At 49.5% G+C, this 24,004-nt stretch carries 19 protein-coding genes and 1 tRNA gene; 10 read left to right on the top strand and 10 right to left on the bottom strand.

From position 1 onward, the window contains the following. Positions 1-4 precede the first annotated feature (4 nt). Entirely contained in the window at positions 5-1,204 is a 1,200-nt protein-coding gene (ftsZ, locus tag K9N57_12315; protein MCF7804968.1) for a cell division protein FtsZ, read from the top strand. Between the two features lie 175 nt (positions 1,205-1,379). Here the strand turns inward: ftsZ and rpmB are convergent, their stop codons facing one another. Both rpmB and K9N57_12305 read right to left on the bottom strand, forming a co-directional pair. After that, positions 1,380-1,595 (bottom strand): 50S ribosomal protein L28, encoded by a 216-nt coding sequence (gene rpmB, locus K9N57_12310; protein MCF7804967.1) that lies wholly within the window; start codon positions 1,593-1,595, stop codon positions 1,380-1,382. A gap of 286 nt (positions 1,596-1,881) precedes the next feature. Continuing rightward, positions 1,882-4,722, bottom strand: a complete 2,841-nt coding sequence (locus tag K9N57_12305) for a PAS domain-containing protein (protein MCF7804966.1) — start codon at positions 4,720-4,722, stop codon at positions 1,882-1,884. Positions 4,723-5,003: 281 nt separating this feature from the next. On the opposite strand from K9N57_12305, the gene dusB reads away from it, so the two are divergent. Continuing rightward, positions 5,004-6,005, top strand: coding sequence for a tRNA dihydrouridine synthase DusB (gene dusB, locus K9N57_12300; protein ID MCF7804965.1), 1,002 nt, complete (start codon positions 5,004-5,006; stop codon positions 6,003-6,005). Between the two features lie 161 nt (positions 6,006-6,166). On the opposite strand, the gene K9N57_12295 is transcribed toward dusB, so the two are convergent. From K9N57_12295 to K9N57_12260, 8 genes are all read right to left on the bottom strand, one after another. After that, positions 6,167-6,652: a DUF1232 domain-containing protein gene (locus K9N57_12295; GenBank protein MCF7804964.1), complete on the bottom strand. Its 486-nt coding sequence runs from the start codon at positions 6,650-6,652 to the stop codon at positions 6,167-6,169. A 97-nt stretch (positions 6,653-6,749) separates the two neighbouring features. Further along, positions 6,750-7,598 (bottom strand): hypothetical protein, encoded by an 849-nt coding sequence (locus K9N57_12290; protein ID MCF7804963.1) that lies wholly within the window; start codon positions 7,596-7,598, stop codon positions 6,750-6,752. A 43-nt stretch (positions 7,599-7,641) separates the two neighbouring features. Further along, positions 7,642-8,112 (bottom strand): MarR family transcriptional regulator, encoded by a 471-nt coding sequence (locus tag K9N57_12285; protein ID MCF7804962.1) that lies wholly within the window; start codon positions 8,110-8,112, stop codon positions 7,642-7,644. A gap of 160 nt (positions 8,113-8,272) precedes the next feature. Continuing rightward, positions 8,273-10,618, bottom strand: coding sequence for a CHRD domain-containing protein (locus K9N57_12280; protein MCF7804961.1), 2,346 nt, complete (start codon positions 10,616-10,618; stop codon positions 8,273-8,275). A gap of 286 nt (positions 10,619-10,904) precedes the next feature. Then, on the bottom strand, positions 10,905-11,132 hold the full coding sequence (locus K9N57_12275) for a helix-turn-helix domain-containing protein (GenBank protein ID MCF7804960.1): 228 nt from the start codon (positions 11,130-11,132) through the stop codon (positions 10,905-10,907). Between the two features lie 87 nt (positions 11,133-11,219). After that, entirely contained in the window at positions 11,220-13,520 is a 2,301-nt protein-coding gene (locus tag K9N57_12270) for a response regulator (protein ID MCF7804959.1), read from the bottom strand. A gap of 58 nt (positions 13,521-13,578) precedes the next feature. Next, positions 13,579-14,010, bottom strand: a complete 432-nt coding sequence (locus tag K9N57_12265) for a response regulator (protein MCF7804958.1) — start codon at positions 14,008-14,010, stop codon at positions 13,579-13,581. After that, a complete protein-coding gene (locus tag K9N57_12260; protein MCF7804957.1) occupies positions 13,997-16,153 on the bottom strand; it encodes a PAS domain S-box protein in 2,157 nt (718 codons plus the stop codon). Before K9N57_12260 ends, K9N57_12265 begins: the two co-directional genes overlap by 14 nt. Positions 16,154-16,710: 557 nt before the next feature. Between K9N57_12260 and K9N57_12255 the strand changes: the two genes are divergently transcribed. From K9N57_12255 to K9N57_12220, 8 genes are all read left to right on the top strand, one after another. Then, positions 16,711-18,432 carry an Ig-like domain-containing protein gene (locus K9N57_12255; protein ID MCF7804956.1) on the top strand — a complete coding sequence of 574 codons (1,722 nt, stop codon included), beginning with the start codon at positions 16,711-16,713 and terminating at the stop codon, positions 18,430-18,432. 276 nt (positions 18,433-18,708) lie between these two features. Then, complete coding sequence (locus tag K9N57_12250; GenBank protein ID MCF7804955.1) at positions 18,709-18,963, top strand: GIY-YIG nuclease family protein; 255 nt, start codon at positions 18,709-18,711, stop codon at positions 18,961-18,963. A gap of 48 nt (positions 18,964-19,011) precedes the next feature. Further along, a tRNA-Ser gene (locus tag K9N57_12245) sits at positions 19,012-19,095 on the top strand. A 142-nt stretch (positions 19,096-19,237) separates the two neighbouring features. Further along, complete coding sequence (locus K9N57_12240; GenBank protein ID MCF7804954.1) at positions 19,238-19,999, top strand: patatin-like phospholipase family protein; 762 nt, start codon at positions 19,238-19,240, stop codon at positions 19,997-19,999. 24 nt (positions 20,000-20,023) lie between these two features. After that, entirely contained in the window at positions 20,024-21,247 is a 1,224-nt protein-coding gene (locus K9N57_12235; GenBank protein MCF7804953.1) for a hypothetical protein, read from the top strand. Positions 21,248-21,262: 15 nt separating this feature from the next. Next, positions 21,263-22,054, top strand: coding sequence for a mechanosensitive ion channel family protein (locus K9N57_12230; GenBank protein MCF7804952.1), 792 nt, complete (start codon positions 21,263-21,265; stop codon positions 22,052-22,054). A gap of 41 nt (positions 22,055-22,095) precedes the next feature. Next, positions 22,096-22,296, top strand: coding sequence for a LapA family protein (locus K9N57_12225; GenBank protein ID MCF7804951.1), 201 nt, complete (start codon positions 22,096-22,098; stop codon positions 22,294-22,296). A gap of 283 nt (positions 22,297-22,579) precedes the next feature. Beyond that, positions 22,580-23,938, top strand: a complete 1,359-nt coding sequence (locus K9N57_12220; protein ID MCF7804950.1) for a sigma-54 dependent transcriptional regulator — start codon at positions 22,580-22,582, stop codon at positions 23,936-23,938. The last annotated feature ends 66 nt before the right edge of the window (positions 23,939-24,004 follow it).

The following is a 24,004-nucleotide window of genomic DNA, read 5'->3' as shown; positions in this document are numbered from 1 at the left end:
CTCTATGTTATTTGAATTTGATGACTACATAGATCAAAAGGCAGTGATGAAAGTGGTTGGTGTCGGCGGTGCCGGCGGCAACGCGCTGAACAGGATGATTAGCGCAAATCTCCAGGGTGTGGAATTTATTGCCGTGAACACGGATGCCCAGGCACTGGATAACAATAACGCTCAAACCAAGATTCAGATCGGGAAAAACCTGACCAAAGGACTGGGTGCCGGTGCGAACATGGAGGTCGGACGCCGGGCGATTGAAGAGGATCGCGACGCGGTGGCCGGATCCCTGTCCGGCGCAGATATGGTTTTTGTTGCTGCGGGTATGGGCGGCGGTACCGGTACCGGGGCAGCGCCTATCGTGGCTGAAATTGCCAAGGAGCTAGGTGCTCTGACCATCGGTATCGTAACGAAGCCGTTTATCTTCGAAGGTCCCAAGCGGACCAAGCGCGCCGAATCCGGCATAGAAGAGCTCAAGATGAACGTAGATACACTGATCGTCATCCCAAACCAGCGGCTTCTGGCTATCGCTGATAAAAAGACGTCCATTACGGACGCCTTTCAGCTGGCGGACAGCATCCTGATGCAGTCTACCAAGGGGATCTCCAGCCTGATCAATACGCCGGGGCTCATCAATCTAGACTTCGCCGATGTCCGGACTGTGATGATGGACATGGGCGATGCTATTATGGGCACCGGAATCGCAACCGGCGAGGAGCGTGCGGCACTGGCAGCCCAGCAGGCTATTTCCAGCCCACTACTCGACGATGTAAAGATCACAGGCGCCCAGGGGGTGCTGGTAAATATTACCGGAGGCGATGATATGGCGCTAATGGAAGTAGACGAAGCGACGTCTATTATCTACGAGGAAGCCGGTGAGGACGCCAACATCATCTTCGGAGCCGTTATCGATCCGGATATGGAAGATGAGATTAACGTGACGGTGATTGCAACCGGATTCAACAAGGAACGGCATGACTTTTCGCGATTTAACCGGGAAGAGCAGAGAAAACCGGAGACGGACCGCAAGACCAACGATCTTGAGCTGCCAACGTATCAGCGGAAACAATTTGAACGGGAACAGTCCAAGAAAAACGGGGGATCTAACGGTCAGTCCAAGAAAGAACAGAAAGAACAAAAAGAACAGGAAACGCTGCATTTCGACGATGATCTCGAAGTACCAGCCTTCATCCGAAAACAGATGAAGTAACATGATCACCAGGCGTTTCTTCGGAAACAACGGAGTCCTTAAATTGAGGGAAAGGATTGCTCTCGCAACCTTTTAGGGGGGATCCGTTCGCCTCATCTTGTCTTGTTCACATTATGGGAAACAAAAAAAGCCCCGACCGACTGGCCGGGGCTTTTTTTTCTAATCTGTGAAATATCTAACCAGACATCTTATGGGTATGGCTAATTGCCTTCTTTACCTTGCCCTGTTTGATGCAACTTGTACAAACCTTCATACGTTTATGTGTGCCATCCACGTCCACTCTGATCCGCTGCAGATTTGGCATAAAGCGACGTTTGGACCTGTTATTTGCGTGGCTCACATTATTCCCGACTTTCGGGCCTTTCCCGCATACTTCACATACTTGCGCCATTATTTGCTCCGTCCTTCCTTAGATTCAAAATTCGTTAAAATTTAGAGGATTGTAATCGAAATGCAAGCAGTATGTGGTCGCCAGTAACTAAAGTGTTAATGTGTTCAGGTGTTATAGTGTTTAAGTTCGCGCAGTTTCTTAATCTTGTTCTCTCCAGAGAGCTCATTATGGGATACTCTTACTCTTAATCGGCATTATTCAAAGGGAATGACACAAAGCAAAAAAATTGGGGGACTGACGAGAGAAAAAATGGCCAATGACTCATGACTTTACAAAAATTACATCACTATTCTTCCCCCAGTACCCGCTGCATTGTCTCGACTAATTCGTCCATGCTATACGGTTTGGCAACCTTCCCTTTGAATCCGTATTGTGCAAAATCTGACATGATGGAATCGGTGGAATATCCGCTGGAGACAATGGCTGTTACGGTTGGATCGACGGACTTTAAATGTTCAATGGTTTCCTTACCGCCCATTCCGCCGGGTATCGTCAAATCAAGCAATACGGCATCGTACGGCGTGTTATTCTGCAGGGCTTCTTCATATAACCTGATTGCTTCTTTTCCGTCGGCACATGTCTCCACATCAAATCCAACGTGGAGCAGCATTCCGTTAATCATATTTAATACATTTTCATCGTCGTCCATTACAAGGATCCGACCCTGTCCTTTAAAGGCAATACCGGATTCGTTGCTATAACTCCTGCCTCTTTCGAGGGTCTGGTGATTGCCGTTGGCCGGTAAATAAACCTGCATTGTAGTCCCCACTCCCTGTTCAGAGATTGCATTGAGCAGGCCATTATGCTTCTGGATGATTGTATAACTGGTTGCCAGCCCCAGCCCGGAGCCGTCATTCTTAGTGGAAAAGTACGGATCAAAAATTTTGGGCAGGTGTTTTTCCGCTATCCCAATCCCTTCGTCAACAATTTCAATTAGAATATACTGGCCCGGGTCCAGTCCGGCCTGGAGGTTACTATTGTCCAGATCTTTATTTTGGGCTTTTATAATTAGCGTACCCCCCTCCGGCATCGCTTGATTTGCATTGATAATCAAGTTCTGGATAACCTGTCCAATTTGTCCGGTATCCACACTTGCCGGACGCAAATCAGGATCCAAAATGAGCATTGGACGGACGTTGGAGCCTCGGAGGGTAAACTCGGTTGTTTCCTCTATCAGCGCCTTCAGATCAGCCGTTTCCTTTACCGGAGCTCCGCCCTTTGCAAACGTTAGCAGTTGTTTCGTAAATTGAGAAGCACGTTTGGAACCCTCTTCAGCATTCCGCAAGAGCGTCTCCACTTTGTCTTCCGACCCCTGAAGCGCCATCCTTGCCAGAGAAATATTTCCAAGAATGCTTGACAGAATATTATTGAAATCGTGCGCAATACCGCCAGCTAACACTCCGACCGATTCTAATTTTCGGGTTCGCAGAAGCTCCTCTTCGAGCTTACGCTGTTTTGTGATATCCCGAAACACAATGACCGCTCCGATGATGTTGCTCTGATCGTCCCGGAGCGGTGCGATACTGTCCGCAATGTGTAACCGTTCCCCATTTTTTCGGATTAAAACCGACTCAGGCGGCAGCAAATATAATTCCTGCGACCGAATCACCTCGAAAATGTCCGGCAGAACTCGTTCTCCCGTGTTATTATGTACTACGTTAAATATTTCATCAAGCGGACGTCCTTTGGCTTCCTCTTCCGGCCAACCGGATAACTTGGATGCCATTTTATTCAGGAGTAAAACCCGTCCCTCCAGATCTGTGGTAATAACGCCGTCTCCGATAGACTTCAGCGTGACCGCCAACTGCTCCTGTTCTTTAGAGAGCTGTCGTTCAGCCTTCTTTCGCTGGATGGCCTGGGCGATCAGCTCCGAAACAAATCCGAGCATTTCGGCGTCCTGTTGGCTGTATGCGGCATCATTTTCCTGATAGGTCTGAATAGTAATAACGCCGAGAATACCACGGGTTGTTTTCAGCGGGACGCCGAGCCAGTCATTTGATGGCGGGCCGGTCAACTCGATTTCGCCATGTTCTCTCAGTTCATCCAGGTTCTGTTCAGACGCAATAAAAGGCTTACCGGTTCGGATTACGTACTCAGTAAGACCATTGCCTGATTCCCGCTCCTTTGGAGGACTATAATCGTTTTCATCCTTATAATACGGAAATCGGATGGTATCGGCTTCTTCGTTATAAATAGCGATATACATATTTTTAGCCGGCAGGAGTTCCTGCAAAATCTCATGAATGGTCTCGTACAAGTCATCCAGTGTTTGTGCATAATGCACGGCTTCCGAGATTTTGTACATGGCATTATAGACCTGGTTCATCTGCTTCAGATCCGAAATATCCCTGGAAATCCCCATAGTCCCGATAATTGCCCCGGTATGGTCCCGCCACGGGATTTTTGTGGTTGAGCGCCACCTACCCTGACCATCCGGACTGATGATATACTCCTCTTTGCCAACGATCGGCTCACCGGTCTCCAGTACCTGTTGGTCATCAGCAATACACTCTTTTGCTATATGCGGTGGAAAATAGTCGGCATCGGTCTTGCCTGTTAACTCATAGGGTTTCTGATTGACCTCTTCGGCCTTTTCCCGGTTAACCAGGACAAATTGATGCTTCTGATCTTTGAAGTAAATTAAATCCGGTATATGCTCGATAAGGGTCTGAAAGGCGGACTGGTTCCTGGATATGGTCGTGGAACCCGGCAGAATTTCGACCCGCCCCATTAGGCGCATCAGGCGGTCATTTTCAACAATCCCATGCAGAATTACGAGTGCCTGCCCCTTCTCATTAGGCTTGGTTGAATTAAACGGGACTACATCCCTGTATTGAAAATCCGACCGGATAAGTGTCCGAATTGCTTCTTCACATTCTCTGTCCGAATTAAAAAAGTTTTGCCAATCGAATTCTTCCGATGAATAAGTATATCCCGATTCATCGACCCAACTTTCCATTGCCCCGTTTGTCTTACAGAGTTCCCCAGACGTTAACACCTGGTCCACTATTTGATCTACAGACTGATCCAGGTCAATTGGGGCGTCATAATTGAGGCAAAACATCAACGATTGCTCATCGTGTTTAAATGAACTATGCAATTCTGCATGGTCTACGATTTTATTCATAGGTTCCGGACATATTCAGGACATTTGTGTGCTACGTCAACAAACAGATTACGCAATTTTATCATAATGAATTATCTACCTTGGTGAGTCTCATGTAAAACGTTGCAAAATTAACCCCCGGAGTCTCTATAAGCAATATGTAACTATTATCGACATGAGGCGCTTTTTATTAAGTAAAAAGTTGTGAGTGACACGGACTATAACAATATTTGCTACAATACAGAGATGAAAGCGTCAGTTGTCTTTTGTATTTCGCAGGTTCATAGGCTATTTTTAATTCTATGCAAATTGGATCACTTCAAATACCAAGTCGCGTACTGCTGGCGCCCATGGCTGGCGTAACAGACCATATCTACCGGGTAATCTGCCGGGAGCACAGCGCAGGACTTGTTTATACCGAGTTTGTTAGCTCCAATGGGATCATCCGGGAGAACGAGCGGACACTGGAGATGCTCCATTTTGAGGAGCGGGAACGCCCCATTGGGATTCAAATTTTCGGCGACGATGCCGATATTCTGGCCGAGAGCGCGGCGTTCCTGGAGGAGACGCTCCAGCCGGATCTTATTGATCTGAACTTTGGCTGCCCGGTCCCCAAGGTCACCAAAAAAGGCGCCGGTTCGGCCATTCTGAAGGACCAGAAAAAAGTCGGTGAAGTCTGTGAAAAGGTGGTAAACGCGGTGAATCTGCCCGTCACGGTAAAAATGCGAAGCGGCTGGTCCGCGAAAGAGATTGTCGCTCCGGAATATGCTCAACTAATGGAATCGGTGGGAATACAGGCAGTGGCTGTCCATGGACGTACGACACAGATCCGCTACGAGAAACCGTCCGATAATTCGGTGATTGCAGATACGAAGGAAGCCGTTGATATTCCAGTCATCGGTAATGGTGATATCATGAAGCCCGAAGACGCGCAGGAGATGATTGACGAAACCGGATGTGACGGCGTAATGATCGCCCGGGGCGCGTTGGGCAATCCGTGGATTCTCCACCGTACACACCACTATCTGGAAACAGGTGAGCTGCTGCCTGAACCGACGTACGAAGATCGTCTAAATCTCTGCCTGCGGCACATTCACCTGAAGGAAGAGGAAAAGGATTCGACCCTTGCTGCTATGCTGATGAAGAAGAATATCGGCTGGTACCTTAAGGGGATGCCGAATGCTTCGAACATCCGGCATGCGATTAACACCAGCGACGAGACGGACCAGATGTATACAATTTTGGAAGAGTACGCCAGAGAGTTAGAAATTCCGGTATCCAAAGAACAGTCTGTTCCTGCGTGATTTGATTTATTTCATATGGTGAAATTTTATTCTTCGTATTTATCAGTCGTCCCCCGGGACTTTTTGGTAAAGACAAATCCGGGTCCCACCACTAGAGTGGTGGTAGGATATAAGAGGAATCTATATTCCAAAGTCTCCCAGGGATGACTGATAATAAGCAATCAACTCGACGGCATAATCTTTTGCAGATATTTTCCGATATAGCGGACCACATCGATGCCCTTGATAATACCTCTCAGGGCGGTGAGCTCTTCGGAAGTGCCGCGCCACAATTCCGTTATAATCTGCTTTTCCTCTTCGTTGTCTCCGTTCAACAGACTGTCAATCAGTGTCAGTGCCACGACAATGTCATCCACGTACCCGACCGGGCCGACAATCGCTTCGGGTATCACGTCAAACGGGAGAATGAAGTATGCGATAGTCGCTGAGACCCGGCGTTTGGTCTTCTTGGAAACCTGCTCGTGGTTCAGCAGGCTTATCAATAAATGGAGGGTCACCGGACCGGCTTTTACAATTCTTATCGCCGTTTTGATGGGCAGAACTTTAAGCAGGCTGTATTTCTCCCGGTACTTTTCTACGTTTTCGTCCCACTGTTTTACCGAATTATCGAATTTTTCGTAATACCTGTCAATCTTTTCCTGATCCACAGTGACTCCATCCGATTATTTGCACCATTGTCATTAAGTCTACTTATCAGCTGAGAAAGTGTAAAGTCGCTATGTGGTATCCGTACATGTTTATTCCTTAATATGGCTCAGTAATATTATAATCTATATCTACAATTTTCAGTCGGATATACGAAAAGTCGCCCTCTTCCAGATTCCAGACGCCGGTTCCCTCAGCCGGTATCCGGATTCCGTGAAATTCTTTATAACCAGTGATGGGAGTGGACCACGGCTCCAGTCGAAACCCGCCATCCGGTTCGCTGTAGTATCGATCTGCGGTCATGTTGGTCACGTCCCCGGACTTATTGATATAAAATACAGCTGATGCTTTTACGCCCTGATACTCCATTGTCGCACGCGCCGAAGTACCGTCTATTGCTTCCCAGGTGATATAATCGCTCAGCGCGGCCGATGGAAACCACATCGTCTCGTTCAGATAACGCAACAACGTTCCCTGATCCAGTTCCGGCCCCTCCGAACTTCCTACGGGAATCAGCGAAAACAATTTCACCTGCATGCCGCCGTGACCGTTTTGATAGCTGTCCCGTACGGACATGGTAAACAGCGGCGCTGCCTTGATTTTCGCTTTCCAGAGAAAAGACGGCGGCTCGGTGGAATAATACTGTTCTGCGGTAAACGGCATCCATTTGCCTTTCGGCTCCCGGCGAAAAAACCCTTCCTGCTTCAATCGAACGGTTTTGATAGCCGGTTTACCGACAATCCCAGCCGAAGTGAGCCAGCGCTGGACTGGCGCCGGAAGATCTGCCAAATCGTGCTTAGTTACTATCGTTGCGCTTTCCACATTTTCGCCTTTCACGAGTACCTTCTCGGCTCCGGATGGTTGAGCACCGTGTACTCCGGTAAAAATAGCTGCTGCGCCCATTGATAAAAACATCATAGCTGCTCCTGTTACAATAGATTTGACCATATCCAAACCTCCCAGTACGTTCAATTTTACCCATTGCATAGATTTAAATTTTTCCTTCCTTCAATTCCTGGCCAATCTCCCCGGCATGTTCGGACAATTTTGGAATAATTCGAGCCAACTGCCCCACTTCCTCGTCTGTTAGACTCCCAAACAAGTGATTCACAAAGGCCTGGGCTTCCGAATCTCTTTCGGCCCAGAATGCCCGATTCTTGTCCGTCAGATGTAACCGAAGTGTCCGCTTATCCTCCGGGTCATTTTTCAACTTGATGAAACCGGCCATCTCCAGATCCGAAGCGATCCGTCTCACATTCTGATAGGATGAACCGTAAGCTTCTGAGGCCTCTCCAAGGGTTGGCGGCCCTCCTGGAAAATGTTCCATGGTTGCCAAAAGCAGCCATTGCTTCGTTGTTAATCCCCACCGTCCCAAGAATTCGTCGCCGAGATTTTGCCATCGCTGGGCCAGAATAAATACGTAACCGAATGCCGTACCCACCTGTTGTTCTCTTTCGCTCATTATCCCTCCTCATATAACATGTTACCTTTTTATATAATATGTTATGTTTTGGCGGTTGTCAAATAAAAAAGTGGATATTGCTTTAAAATATTTTCTGCCTATAAAAAACGCCCTGCGCCAGCAAGGCACAGGGCGTTTCCGATTCGGAAGTGAATCGTGATTACTTCATCAGCACCATCTTCTTGGTCTTGTTAAAAGTACCCGCCTGAATCTGGTAGAAATAAACACCGCTACTCAGCTGTTCGTCCAGCTGATCAGTCGCGCGCCATTCCACGCGATGCTGACCGGCCGACTGTTCCGAGTTGACCAGTGTGGCAATTTCCTGACCGACTGCATTGTAGATGGTCAGTGTCACATGGCTCTGTTCCGGAAGCGTATACGCGATAGTCGTGGTCGGGTTGAACGGATTCGGATAGTTATCCTGCAGCGTATACGATTCTGGCAGTTTATCCTCGTTATTTATGTCGGTGACCGTTCCTCGTTCGGCTTCCATGGCGGAAGATTCACCTTCCGTCCTTTCGCTGCCGTCGGAGGTCACGACCCGGGTATACAGCATGGTGGAACTCCCGCTTTCGACTCCGATGGAGTCAAGCATGCTCACCATTGCACTGTAGTCTGTCGTGAACGTCAGGCTGGTACCGACATTCTCGTTGATAATCAGTGCGTCAGCAGAGAAGTCTGCGTCCGTGGACATCTGGAAAATATACTGCACTTCGTGTCCGTCCGGATCGCTTGCGACTTCCCATGAGGTCGAGAATTCGCTTGAAGCTTCGCCCTCAAACGTGATCAGCGCGCTATCGGCCGGCGCGGTCATATCGGAAGAATCCGGAGCATGGTTCGGCTGTAACAGCAGCTGAGCGCGAAGTTCGCCTTCCGTATAGGCGGACGTTGCGACCGAAACGAAGAGATCGCCGTCAATCAGCATCTCCACAGTATCGGATGAGATAGTGAACGTATTGGATTCCTCCACGATGACTCCGGCATGGACTTCCGTCTCGGACCTGGCCATGGCGTTCAGTGTGGTCACGATTTCACCATCTTCAGCTGTGGAGCCTGCTTCCAGGCGCGCTTCTCCGCTCGATTCAACGTTGAATTCGCCTTCCACATCATAGAAGGAACCGGTTACGGTGATCGTATTCCCGCGAAGTTCGGCCACGACGTCGCCAACTCCGGCGCTTGTATCCGGATCAATTTTATTCCGGCTGGACAGCGATCCATGGAAATACATCTGCGATTTCGGCAACAACTGACCACGGATTTCGCCGGATGCATAGTTGTTGCTGTGCACGTTGACATAGTATTCCCTGGTGAACAGCGACGCTTTCTGATCGGCGGTCAGTTCGAACCGGTTTTCGGCTGCCATGAAGGTACCGGCCTTCATGTCGGCACTGGATTCAGCGTTCAGTGCGATATCCACGCCGCCGTTCGTTCCGGCAGATCCGAGATGCAGGTGGGCTCCACCACCGGCGTCGGTATTGAGCTCGCTGGAGAGATTCGCATAGGTTCCGCTGACAATCAGGCTGTCACCGCGTAACACTGCGACGACCTGACCTGAGGCGTCCGTTTTGACGGACGGCGCCTGGGCAGAGCCTGACAGCTTCGCCTGAAAATAGGCATCCGCACGCGGTATGATCTGTCCGCGAATTTCGCCATCGGAATCAGCTGAGCTGGTAATGTTCACATATAGCGCCTGATCCTGCAGCGCGGACTTTTCGTCCGCAGTGAGTTCAAAGCGATTTTCGCTGCTGGCGAACACACCGGCTTTGGCGTCTGCTTCCGTCTGCGCCGTTAATTCGATGGTGGCATCACCATTTTTGCCGGCATTGCCAAAATGGATTTTCGCGTTTTCATAGAGGGTAGCGTTGTACTCGCCTTCAAGATCGGCAAATCCACCACTGACAATCAGGCTGTCGCCGTGTAGTTCAGCAACTACGCGACCTTCAGCCCGGCTTTCCGATTTATGTGTCTCGCTGCCAGCGCTCAGAACGGCCTCGTAGTGAGCATCCGCGCCGGCATCCAGTAACTGACCACGAATTTCGCCTTCCGCGTGACCTTCCGTCTTGATATTTACGTACAGTTCACGCGCCTGAAGGGCCGCCTTCTGCTCTGAGGTCAGTTCAAACCGGTTCTCGGATTCGGCGAAGGTTCCACTTCGCATATCGGCATTGACATCAGCCGTTAAGGTAAATGCAGAATTGCCCTGCATTCCCGCGGCACCGATGTATAATTCAGAAGACGCGCCCGCGCTTACGTCGTAGTCGCTTTCCAGATCAGCGAATGAACCGCTGACGTACAGACTATCACCGTCCAGGGTAGCGGAAATCATCCCGTGTCCCTGAGTAGCGACAGACGGCACTTCGCTATGTCCGGACAGCCGCGCCTCGAATTCAGTTGTTGTTTGACCGAAGTTCTGTGACGGTAGCATAACCAGCCCCATCATCACAACTACGGCAACAAGCGTGGTTTTGATCTTATTGAAATAGGATTGATCGGTAGCAAAGTTCATTGTACGATCCTCCTTCTTTCATTGTTTAACTGCGCCCCTTCTAATTCAAATCGGGATTTGTTCTTTTCTTTCGAATTCATTACAAGGGTATCGGTCAGGCTCTAACGCCTCATTGATCATTCTCACACTAACACACCAGTTGTGATTAGTATCAAGTCTAATATTTACAGAAGGTTATGGTAATTCTTTGTACGGTCTTGTAGCAAATATTATATCGTGGTGAAGTACTGTACTAACGGATGAAAAATGCTGGAAAAACTGTCAGATATCTTCCTGGAAAAAGCAGTTAAATGACTTTTGTCAGGAACTGTTCATAATCGTCAATAATAAAGGTCTTTCCATCTTCCCGGAGATTTCTGTTTTTCTTCCATTCGTTGAGTATCCGGGACACGGATTCTCTGGAAATACCCTTCTTGTATGCCAGCTGTTGGTGATCATGTATACCTTCATAAATAATGATACCCTCCGCCGCAGGCGTTCCAATCCGGCAACCAGTAATTGTCAGACCAGCCAACTTGTGGGATTTACACAGGTCAAAAAATTACTTGTGGTGTAGTTATCTGCTATATAGATACACAGAAAAGGTACAAGCCGAAAAAAATTATTGATGGAGTGCCTTATACACAGTCTGAATCACATTGATGAGTTCGAATGGCTTCTGGATGATAGTAACAAAGCCTTTATCTCTGATTTTCTTTATCTCGTCCGTTTCCAGATAACCGGTTGTCGCAACAATTTTTGCCTCAGGGCGAGCAGACTTAATTTCTTTGGTCAATTCGATACCGCTGATTTCCGGAAGCCCCAGATCGGTCAGGATTAAATCATAGACATCTGTGTTCTCCTGATACTTCTGCAAACCCGATTTACCGGTGGAAGCGGTGGATACTTCATACCCATGTGAAGACAAGAAATCAGTGAGTAGATTACAAATCTGGTCCTCATCATCGATGATCAGGATATGTTCTCCGGAACCTTCATACGCCTGCACATCCTCAATTTCCGGTTCATCCTTTGGCTTGCTTGATGCCATCGGGAGGCCAATGGTGAATATTGTGCCCTCTCCGGCTGTACTCTCGACATCAATCCAGCCGTCATGCTTAATGATTATCTGATGCGACACTGCCAAACCAAGGCCGGTCCCCTCTCCCTGGGATTTCGTGGTGAAAAATGGCTCAAAGATCCGGTCGATCACATCTTCATCAATTCCCACACCAGTATCAGAGATACTCAGACAAATGAATGGATCAGAATCTGCCGGAGATTTATGCCGTCGCACCTCCTCTTCAGTTGGTCTGTACAGATTCATAGTAATATTCCCCCCATCCGGCATCGCGTGGGAGGCATTAATACACAAATTCATAACCACCTGCTGCAATTCGTTTTTCTCGATGAGCGCCAGGTCATTGCCCTCATACTCTTCAATATTAACCTCAACAGTTTTCGGCAGTGTATGGGAAAGGATATCGTACATGCCGCGCAGAAATTGCACCAACGCGACCGGTTCCGGATCCGGTTCTTCTGTCCGCGTAAACGTTAAAAGCCGGTTCGTAATAGATTCTGCCTGATCAATACTGCTGCTCGCCATCTCAATATATTTCCGGAGATCACTGCCCTGACTTGTGAGCGTATCCAGCATTTGTATTGATCCGCTCAGGCTGGCCAGCACATTGTTGAAATCATGAGCAATGCCGCCAGCGACTTGGCCTAACGACTCCACCTTCTGGGATTGGATCAACTGTTCTTCCAGCGCTTTCTGCTCTGTATAGTCTTCGATAGTACCTTCGTAATATTGGACATCGCCAGCCTCATTCCGGACGACGTGCGCGTTTTCCCGAATTGTTATCAGATGTCCGTCCTTATGAATCCAGGTGGTCTGATAATTTATTATTTTTCCCTGGTCCTCTACCATTCTTCGGAACTCATCTCTGGGATATTTTTCAAAATGGCATAACTTATCTAACACTTTTCCTTCCAATTCATCAGGCTTCTCGTATCCTAAAATCCTCGCAAACTGCGGATTCACCAGTAGAATCTTTCCTTCCGGAGAGGTACGATAGAATCCCTCCTGCATATTTTCAAAGATGCCACGGAACAACTGTTCGGACCGTTCCACAGATTTTTGCATTTCCATAAGATCCGTAATATCTCTGGCGATCCCCTCCAGGGCAATCATTTCGCCGGAGTCATCCGTAATTTCGGTACTCCGATGATCCATCCACAGGACATCACCGTCCTTCCTGATCCATCTAATCCGAAGCGGATCGCCGAAATTCTGCGATTTGAAGAGGCGATCTTCCAGCGCCAGATAATCATCCGGATGCACGTTATCAAATATCAGATCCGGGTCACGATAAAATTCATCCTGGGCGTAACCGGTAAGGTGCTCCACAGCAGGACTGATATAATCCATCATCGGCTTGGGCTTCATAGTGAGCCGGTAAATAATATCCTGGGCGTTATTTGCCAGCAGCCGGAACTTCTGTTCGCTTTGTCGGAGTTCGGATTCCGCTTTATGCTTCTCCACCTGTAATTGGTGACGCTCGATGGCGTCCCGCACGGATGGACCGAGCCTGGCTAACCGATCTTTGAGCACATAATCGGTTGCACCAAGGCGAAGACCTTCGATGGCAGCCTCCTCACTAATTGTTCCGCTGACAATGATAAATGGTATTTCACCTTTTCTTTCATTCAGTAATGTGAGCGCCTGGATTGCATCGAACTGTGGTAACGTGTGGTCTGCCAGGATAACGTCTATGGATTGATCCAGCGATTCCAGAAATTCTTGTTTGGTGATGACTCGCTGCCATTCCGGATCGAATCCTTCCCGCTTAATGACTTCAATCATTAAGGCTGCATCGGATGGGTTATCTTCCATTACCAATATTTTGATTTTATTGTTCATCCCCGTCTCCCTCATCTATCTTCCGTAGTGAACAAATAGTGTTTAGTGTGCATCTGATTTATGTCCCCGGAATCTCGTTCAGCAGCAGCCAGTAATATCCAATTTGTTCTATAGCCTCGTTGAATTGCTCAAAATCCACCGGCTTGGTGATATAGCTGTTCACTCCGTATTCATAGCTCTCCACCACATCCTTATCCTCACGAGAAGAAGTAAGCATTACCACCGGGATTTTTTTGGTTTTAGGGGATTCTTTAACTCGCTTTAGCACCTGTAATCCGTCGATTTTCGGTAATTTCAGATCGAGTAAAATCAACCGGGGCAGTTCTTGTTGTGTGTCCTCCCCAAACAGAAAAACCAGCGCTTCTTCCCCGTCCCGAACGACTTCAATCTTATTGGCAATGTTATGCTTCTTCAAAGCATGCAGGGTCAGTTCTACATCGTTCGGATTATCTTCCACCAGCAAAATTTCCACCGATTTATTCTGCATCATTTTGTCCTTCCCGGGGCAGTTCGAAAGAAAATATCGCCCCCTCGTGCGATTTGGCTTCCGCCCAGATTGTCCCCCCATGCGATTCAATAATTTGTTTGGCAATCGCTAGCCCAACGCCGGTCCCTTCGTAATCTTCCGGCCGGTGGAGCCGCTGGAACACTTCAAACATTTTCTCCCCATATTTCATGTTAAACCCAACCCCGTTGTCACTAACCGAGTATCGGATGCCATCCTTTGCGATACTTCCGGAGATTTGGACAACCGGCTGCTCTTCCTTTTTCGAATACTTCACCGCATTCGAAAGTAAATTCTGCCAAATGTGAGTTAACATTTTATAGTCGCCTCGGGCCTCCGGCAAGGATCTCAGATCGATTTGGTACCTGTCGAGATCCCATTGATTTGACAGACTATCGAGTACCGTCGAAACCAACTCCTGCATATTGATCAGTCTTTTATCCGTTGGCCGCCTGGATATCCGGGAGTAGGTGAGAAGATCGTCAATCAGGTGTCCCATTTCACTTATATTTTGGTCGATAAGGTTCAGATAACGTTGCCCATCCTCAGGGAGTGTGTGGTGATATTCTTCTAGGAGAATCCGACCGAATCCCTTGATGGCCCGAAGCGGTGCCCGCAAATCATGAGAAACGGAATAGGAGAAGGATTCCAGCTCTCGGTTTGCTTTTTCCAATGCTTCAGTCCGCTCCTGTACCCTCACCTCCAGCTGCTGGTTCAACGCCTTCAGACGGTTTACATGTCTCGCTTCCTGAACAGCCAGCGCAGCATGCCGCGCCAATTCCTGTGCCAAACTCAGATCCTGTTTAGAGAACCGGCTTCCCGGATTTTCACTTATCAAGGAGATCACTCCAATGACAGAACCTCTGACAGAAAGCGGAACCACCATCGCCGATTCCAATCCCAATTCCCGGAGGATTTCCAGGTACTCCTCATTGGTAACGTTTTCTTGCAATACTGATTCGCTAATAGTCTGGATCAGTACCGGTTCGCCGCTGGCAACCACCTGGCCAAATAACGAAGAATTACTTCTCATGGGCGGATATTTTCGCTGTAACTCCCTGGCCAATTTTTTCTTCTCAGGTTTTATATGCTCCACAGCAACCCGTCGCACCTCGTCCTCTTCCAACAGATCGATAGTACACCAATCCGCAAACTGCTTCACCGCCAGTTTCGCAACATTTTCGAGGGTGGTCCCATATTCTAATGAAGAGGCCAGGACTTCGCTGGCTTCCACCAAAAATGCCAGATGCTCCTCGCGCTTCTGGGCTTCACTTCGTGTTGTCCGTTCTTCCTGTAACGCTCGATCGCGCTCCTTTTCGGCCTGAATTCTGGCAGTGATATCTCTGGCAACTGCAGAGGCACCGGTGATTTTTCCCTCTGAACCACGGATTGGAGATATCCGTAAAGAGACATGCAATTTCTCTCCGCGTTTATTCTCCCGAATTGTCTCATACGTTTCAATATGCTCACCCCGGCGAAGCTTGGCCATAATGTTTTCTAACTCGTGGCTGCGATCATCCGGGATAATGATTGATATGGGCTGGCCAATTGCTTCTTCACTGGTAAAACCGTACATCCGCTCTGCCCCGTGATTCCAGGCTGTAATAGTTCCGTCCAGGGTTTTTCCGATGATCGCGTCATCGGCATTTTCAACAATCGATGCAAGCCGGCGGCGTTCCTTGTCCCGCTGGCGGCGTTTCGTCACGTCTCGCTGTATAAACAGTGCTCCCCAGTATTGTCCGTCCCGGTCAAATAGCGGTGAAACTGTGACTGAGACTTCGATTTCCGTACCGTTCTTCCGGACTCTGGCCGCAATAAATGGCTCCTTGCGGTATCCTTGTTCCAAATCGGAGAGCAATTGCTCCAGCTCCTCCCGATCCTCACCCGGGAAGATGAGGGAAATGTGCTCGCCAATCGCCTGGGATGACTCATATCCGTAAAGCCGTTCTGCGCTGATATTCCAGCTCGAGATCTTTCCCTGTGGATTTGTAGTGATTATCGCGTCTTCAGCAGAATCGAGCAGTGTGTGGAGGAACGCAGAAAGTACCTTGTCGGGATGCTCTGCATCAAAAATATCGTTCTGCGGAGGTGAGACTGATTTCGAAACTTTGGCATGTCCGAAACTCATTATTGCTCCTTCCGCCTGAGCTATTTTAAATATGACTAAATTAGTCCTATTTATTTGTGAGAATAGTCACATTATTCCTCTAAAAAGGCCCCATCTTTATTCCGGTAATCAGCAGATATATACTATAACGGTAGCGCTCCCAAAAATATCGGCGGTCTCAAGGTGTCGTCCGAGCGGGAATCCCACCATTCACCATTGCGGGAATAAAAAAGTATGAACTCAGAACTGAATTCTCTGTCGTATTATGTACTATTTTTATGTAGTAATTTTACTACAAAGAAAATATTCGGAACTTGGCACCGAGAAAAACCCATTTCTGCCAATACTCGTATATTGATTATTTATAGGTAATTACCCGTATAACCGCCGGCTATTTGTTTTCCAGTTTTCCGTAATACTAATCCTGACTTCAATTTGCAGGCAGAGGTTCCCGGCCTGTTATCAGGTATGATGTGAGTAAAATCAATTAAATACAGATGGAGACCTGTTATACTTCTGGTGATCGAAGGGGAGAAAAAATTAATGTTCATCATATTCATTACAAGATGGAGGGTTACATGAAAACTGTTAGAAAATTTACGACGTTCTTAATCATTGGATTTGTTTTCCTGATGGGAATCGAATTACACGCACAGGAAAATTTATCACGACTGGAGATCCAGCCGAAAGAGGTTGAGATAGCGACCGGAGAATCAATCCAGCTCCAGGCAGTATTTATTGACTCCAATGACGTATCTACGGATACCAGCGCTTCCTGGTCCATGGTTCCGGACAGTCTCGGTACAATTTCTTCTACTGGTCTGTTTCAGGCTGAAGCGGAAGGTAAAGGCTACATTTACGCGTCACTGGGTGATCTGCAGGATTCTGTGGAATTTGAGGTGGAGGAGCCTTCTTATTCACTGCCGGCATTGGTTATTGAACCGCACGAATTTGAGATTTCGCTTGGAGATTCAATCCAACTCCAGGCATACTACGTTGATTCCAGCGAAACCATGACGGATACGACGGTCTCATCCTGGACGGTTTCTCCTGATTCGCTGGGAACGATTTCCGCAAATGGATGGTTTACCGCCACTGCGTATGGTAAAGGAACTATCTCTGCACAACTGGATACGCTGGAAGGTTTCGCTGAATTCGAAATTGAAAAGGACGAACCTGAAGGGCCCGGCGAAGGAAATCGTGTTGTGGTGATACCGTCCGATACCGTGGCTCAGGTCGGCTCAACCATCCAGTTTAGCGCAAAATACTTTGTCACGCCGGATAGTCTGGTAGACACGACTGCGACCTGGTCTATGCGAGGCGTTCCGCTCGGCACGCTGAGCTCAACCGGGGAATTGACGCTGGATACCACAGGCTTTGCACTGGTGGACGCAACAGTCGGCTCGTACACCGGAAGTGCTTTCGTAGTAAGCAGCGACTCCACAGCAGATACAACGGGAGTTCAGAATTCCATTACTATTACCAGAGATTCGCCGAATCCACAGGGATACAGCGTGATGCAGACGCTCGTCGAGGGTGAAGTCTGGGTAATGGGCGGCATGCCACATCCGATGAATGTCCTGAATGGCGGCGGGGTTTACTTCCCGCACGGTTCCCTTTCAGAGGACGTCCGGATACATATTAGTCTCCCCGGATTCGCTCATGTAACCGGTGACAGCCTCACTTTCCAACATCATTCCATTGTCACCGGTGTTGACTTCCAAGTAATGGTCAATGATAAGGTATCCGAGCCCTACTATTTTGAAACACCGCTGATAGTTGGTTTGCCGTTCAAACGGGGATTACTGAGACATCTAAATATCGACCCCACAACACTGGGACTGTATTTCGCGACCACGTCAAATGACAGCATCGTATTTGACAGCACCGGCATTGAATACACGACTGTTGACAGCAGCCGGAACCGAATATTCTCCAGTGTGGCGCATTTCAGTAGTCTGGTTGTCCGGGGAAGTTCCTCTGCTACAAGCGTGTCAGGTGAACCCGGCAAGAATGTACCTGCGGGATATGCCCTGTCACAGAACTATCCCAACCCGTTCAACCCGGAAACCCAGATACAGTACACGATTCCGACACAGACTGATGTCCGGGTAACTGTTTATAACAGCCTGGGACAGCGAGTAAAAACGCTGGTTAATACCTCACAACAGGCCGGAACCTATCAGGTTGTCTGGAACGGTACAAATCAGAGTGGAACCCGCGTGGCAAGTGGCATGTATTTCTACCGCCTGGAGACTGAAGATTTTGTACAGATGAAAAAGATGGTGCTGCTCCGATAGGCCCCGCACCTCCATCCCTCCCAGGATGAGCCCCGGTCTCCTGCTCCAGCGGAGGCCGGGGTTTTGTATTTATATGTGTAGTAAATCTTCAGAAATTAACTGTAAAAATTGTCTTGGACTACGCACCCCGGGCTGCCCCGCAGGGATCCCTAAGGAAAAAACCGCCGGGCTCACGCCCTGAAGTACTCTGTGCTGTCAAAGTGCCGGACAGGACGGTCCCCTTCGATTAAGTAAGCGAGTTTTTATCAATGTGTGGTCAACAGGTTTTCAAAACTTATGTATAAAGTGTACGTTTTAAAGAGTCTCCACCGAACTTTTCATTATATTGGTCACACCGGTGACCTGCCGGATCGGTTTCGGGATCATAATAAGGGAAAAGTCCGGTCGACGAAGGCCTACCGGCCGTTCCGTATCATCTACACCGAAACATATGCCACTAAATCCGAAGCCGCGCAACGGGAATACTACCTTAAAACCGCCGCTGGGAATATGTGGCTGCGGAATCACCTGAAGCGTGTCGGCGTCTGGTAAATTCCCCGTTGGATTCAATTGCAAAATCGAATATATTTTGCTCCCGATGGAGGTGTAGTCCTAACTGGTAAGGCAGCGGTCTTGAAAACCGCCGGGCTCACGCCCTTGGGGGTTCGAATCCCTCCACCTCCGCTGCCGTTGTAATCCCTGGGGCCAGCTGTTCCGGGGATTTTATCGTTTCAGGGAGAATGGGACGACGGATAGGCGGGATAAATACGACCGGAGATAAAATCCGGCTACCATTCACACGGTTTTTTTATTCAAGGTCAGAATCATGCAAAACGAAAAATTGGGTTCGAATATCGGTCTGGCGCTCGGCGGCGGGGCTGTCCTTGGGGCGGCTCATGTCGGCGTACTCCAGGCACTGGATGAGCAGGGTATTAAGCCAGCCGCAATCACCGGAACAAGTATCGGCGCGTTCATCGCTGCCATGTATGCCTTCGGTTTATCACTTCCGGAGATCGAAGAGATCGCCCTGGACCTGGACTGGCTGAATATCTCACAGGTCTCCCTGTCCCGGTATGGGCTCCTGTCCAATGATAAGATGGGCGATCTCCTGGATGAGGTCATTGGCGAGGTGGATTTTCAGGAGGCTGACATCCCGCTGGCGATGATAGCCGCGGATATCCGCACCGGAGAAAAAGTCGTCCTCGATTCCGGCGATGTGGCTATGGCGGTCATGGCGAGCACCTGTCTGCCGGGGATCTATACTCCGGTCGAGCACCAGGACCATCTCCTTGTTGACGGCGGTATTGTAGAAAATGTCCCGGTTTCTCCATTAAAATCGATGGCGGTAGATTCGATTATTGGAGTGGACTTACTCTCTTCCCAGGGACTGGATTCCCCCGATAATATTATCGATATTCTGGTGAACGCTTATAATATCTCCACCCGGAATGTTACGCGGATACAGCTCGAAGATGCTGACCTGGTGATATCGCCGGACCTTTCGGCATTTAATATGACGGATACCGGGCAGGTACCGGATCTAATTCAGGCGGGATATGATGCCACACAACTTCTCGGTAAAGATTAAGACATAAACGGAGCCTGGGATAGCATGAATTCTCCATCATCTGCAGAACCTCAAAACGCCCTGTGGACTTTTGTTGAGGCAGGCGAATACACCGTTCCCTCTGCACCCATCGGCTATACCTCGGCAAAAGATCGAATCATTGCGACCTTCCAAAAGTTCTGGCCCTCCGGTAAACAGACATCTCCGCTGCTGGAAGAAAAAGAAGAACTCCGGAATTTGCCGCCGGAACGGGTCCAGGCCATATTGCCCACGCTGGAATGGCAGGATCCTGCTGTCGCACTTCGAGCCACAATCGAAACATGGCTCGATGCAGCGGAACCGGCAAATCAGATTGTTTTTCTTGTCGGTCCGCCCGACAGCGGCGTCTCTGACATTCTCACTGACTTCGCCCCGCTTGTCGGTTGGCCGGTTGTGAACGCTCCATCGGTGGATCAGATTCTTTCCGGAGATGACGAGGCGCTTCGACCTGTGCTCGAACAATCGGAGCCGTGCGTTATTCCATCTCTGGAACACTGGTTTCTGCGCCACGCACACGGACTCAACTTAATCCGCCGACTGTTTTCAGCGCTTGACCAGAGGAACAAGCGGTGTCTTGTAGGATGCGACAGCTGGGCCTGGGCGTATTTCAGGGAGGTGCTGGAGCGAGAGCACTCCCGTGTGTTGTGCCTGCAATCCTTTGGAGCGGACCGGATTGAGGACTGGGTTATCAGCAATATCGACCGGGAGCAAATACACATCCCCTGGATTCGGGAGTACGGTACGGGCAAATACGTTCTCGCACCGGAGCAGCAGGAAGACAACGGATTTGAATCCAGTGATTTTCTGGCACATTTGGCAGCCCACAGCCGGGGGATTCCCGGCGTATCCTGGCACCTGCTGAAGACGGCATTCCAGTCGCTACCGGAAGAGGATGTGGCGGACGAAGAACAGGCAGATCAAAACAGGCAACGCCACGGTGGAGTCTGGATCGCACCCTGGGCGCAATTTATGAAACCTGGCGTCCCTGAACCGGGGAACCCGGTGACACTTTTTGTGCTGCATACTCTTTTGTTACACCATGGACTTTCCAATGAATTACTAATCGAATTACTCCCGTTTGATGCAGACCGGATTTTCCGGACGCTCAGTCTGCTGCGTCAGGAGTTGATCGTGAGTGAGGAACAAGACCAATGGCAGGTGACAGGCGTGGGGTATCCTGCCGTACGGGAATTTATCGCAAGTAAAAGCTATCTCACGGACCAATTTTAAAACAGGAGCCGTCTGATGGACGTGATACAAAATCTCAATTTTCAGAACATCCTGCAGATAGTTGAAATCCTTGCTGGCACGTGGATTCTCATCGTGCTGTTCCAGAAATTCATCCCGAAACTGGCAAACAAATTCTCCGGCAAGCCGCGTTATTACACCCTGGCTACGGTTCCGATGCTGCGGCTGCTTCTTATTCTGGCTGCCGGCGCGCTGATTATCGTTCGGATCATCGAGCCAACATTCGAAAACCTGGTGGCGCTCCTCGGTGCGATTGGTATCGCCCTGGGATTCGCCTTTAAGGATTACGTCAGCAGCCTCATCGCCGGGATTGTCTCCCTGTATGAAATGCCCTATCGGCTCGGCGACTGGATCACTGTGGATGACACCTACGGTGAGGTCACCAACATTGGAATGCGGGCTATCGAAATAGTCACCCCGGATGATACCACCGTCGTTGTCCCTCACGCCAAAATCTGGAACCAACTGGTCCACAACGCCAATAACGGAACGCAAAACCTGATGTGTGTTGCGGATTTTTATTTGCGATCGTACAGAGATCCGGGTCGAATTCGCAGTATCCTGCGGAATGTCGGGCTCACCAGCGTCTATACCAATGTTCAAATGCCGGTGATCGTCGTCGCCGAAGAACATCCCTGGGGCACACAGTTTCAACTAAAGGCATACCCGGTTGATCCCAAAGATCAATTCCAGCTGCGTACTGACATGATCCTGCGTGGCAAAGACACCCTTCACCGGGAAGGATACGAATTCGTGCAGGTGTACGCTGTACCTCAAAATGCGGCTTGAAACTGAATAATACACGAAATGCAATTTAACGGAGTTATTTTATGAAAACCTGGAAAATTATTACGACCCTGGTGGTCGCAGTGTTGGTCTTGATTGTCGTCCTCCAAAACACGGCGGCTGTGGAGACCCGGATTCTATTTTTCACCCTCACCCTTCCCCGGGCGCTCCTGCTATTTCTCACCTTTCTGGTCGGTTTTATTCTTGGTCTGGTTGTGATGCTTACCGGAAGACGCCAGAAATGACAGATATCACAGTTCAATACTTAGAGTACGACTCGGAGTAAAAGTATCCCTATTAAACTTAATTGCCCTGAGTTCCAGTGATCACCCGATATGAGCAAAACCGGGTTGCACTTATATCGTAAAAACCCCTTTAATCCCGTTGATTTATTCTCCAAATTAGTTGCCGGTAATTATTGATAACAGAGGGGAACGAATAGCAATGGCCGCTCAAGAGTTAGCACGAGATCCGGGATTTCCGGAAGCGTTGTTGGAACGGTGAGCAGGCTAACATAAGATCTGACACATGGCAAAGGATACAACAAAACCCACCCCACTTCAGGTCCTCGTGGTCGACGACGAACTTCCGATTCGGAAGACGCTGACCATCTGCCTGGAAGATGAAGGACATACCGTACGCTCCGTCAGTAACGGATCTGATGCGCGCGCGGAAGTACAGCGCCGGGCGTTTGACCTGATTCTGCTGGATTTACGCCTCCCGGACACCGACGGCCTCGACTTAATTCCGGAGTTCCGATCCCAATCCCCATGGAGCAAAATCGTGGTGATTACCGCCTACGCCTCCATCGAAAATGCCGTCGAAGCGATACGCCGTGGCGCTGCGGATTACATTCCCAAGCCGTTCGAACCGGAGGAAGTCCGGATGGTCACACGGCGCATGGGTGAAATGCGCTCCCTGGAACTCCAGGTGTCTTCTTTGCAGGATCGGGTGGAGCACCTGGAACCGGACCTTCACCTGGAGAGCGCCAGCCCGGCCATGCAACAAGCGGTGGAGACGGCCAGAGAAGCCGCATCCTCGGAAGCAGTGATTCTACTGACCGGCGAAAGCGGCACCGGCAAGACCATGCTCGCCCGGGCTATCCACGAATGGAGCGGATATCAATCCGGGCCGTTTGGCGTGGTCTCCTGTCCGACCATCCCGAAAGAACTTCTGGAGAGCGAACTCTTCGGCCATGTGAAAGGAGCGTTCACCGGGGCTATTCAGGATAATCCGGGGCGGATTGCCGCGACAGAGGGCGGCACCCTCTTCCTGGATGAGATCGGAGACATGCCACTTGACGTGCAGCCCAAACTCTTGCGTTTCCTCCAGGAACGCACGTATGAGCGGGTCGGGGAGCACCAATCCCGCGAAGCGCATGTTCGCATTATCGCGGCAACAAATACCGATCTCCAACAGGCGGCAGAAGACGGACGTTTTCGGGAAGACCTGTTTTATCGACTCAACGTGATTGACATCCACCTGCCGCCGCTCCGGGAACGTCCCGATGACATCCCGGTGCTGGCCAACGCCTTCCTGGACTTCTTTGCCAGGACGAACCATAAGCCGTCACTCCGTTTACCTGATGAGACCGTCGATATCTTCCAGGAGTACGACTGGCCCGGCAATGTTCGCGAATTACGGAACACCATCGAGCGGGCGGTGATCCTGAGTAAAACGGACAACATCACGCCAGATGATCTGCCGGATCGTATCCAGCCGTCACAATCCGAGCCCGACATCGGAGACACCGTAACGCTTGAGGAGCTGGAAGAACTCCATATCCGCCGGGTCCTTGCCCAGACCAGCTCTCTCCAGGAGGCCGCGGATATTCTGGGTATCGATGCCAGCACGCTCTATCGGCGGCGGAAGCAATACGGGATTTAGTTCCTCCTTTTCTTTTACCTTTGTATTTAAACCATCGTGCACAATGCACGAACGAATCTCCGACAA

This window comes from Candidatus Neomarinimicrobiota bacterium (assembly GCA_021734025.1).
Classification (GTDB): Bacteria; Fidelibacterota; JAANXI01; order JAANXI01; family JAANXI01; genus JAANXI01.
The sequence above is the reverse complement of the archived record's forward strand: the minus strand, read 5'-3'. Positions and strand labels throughout refer to the sequence as shown.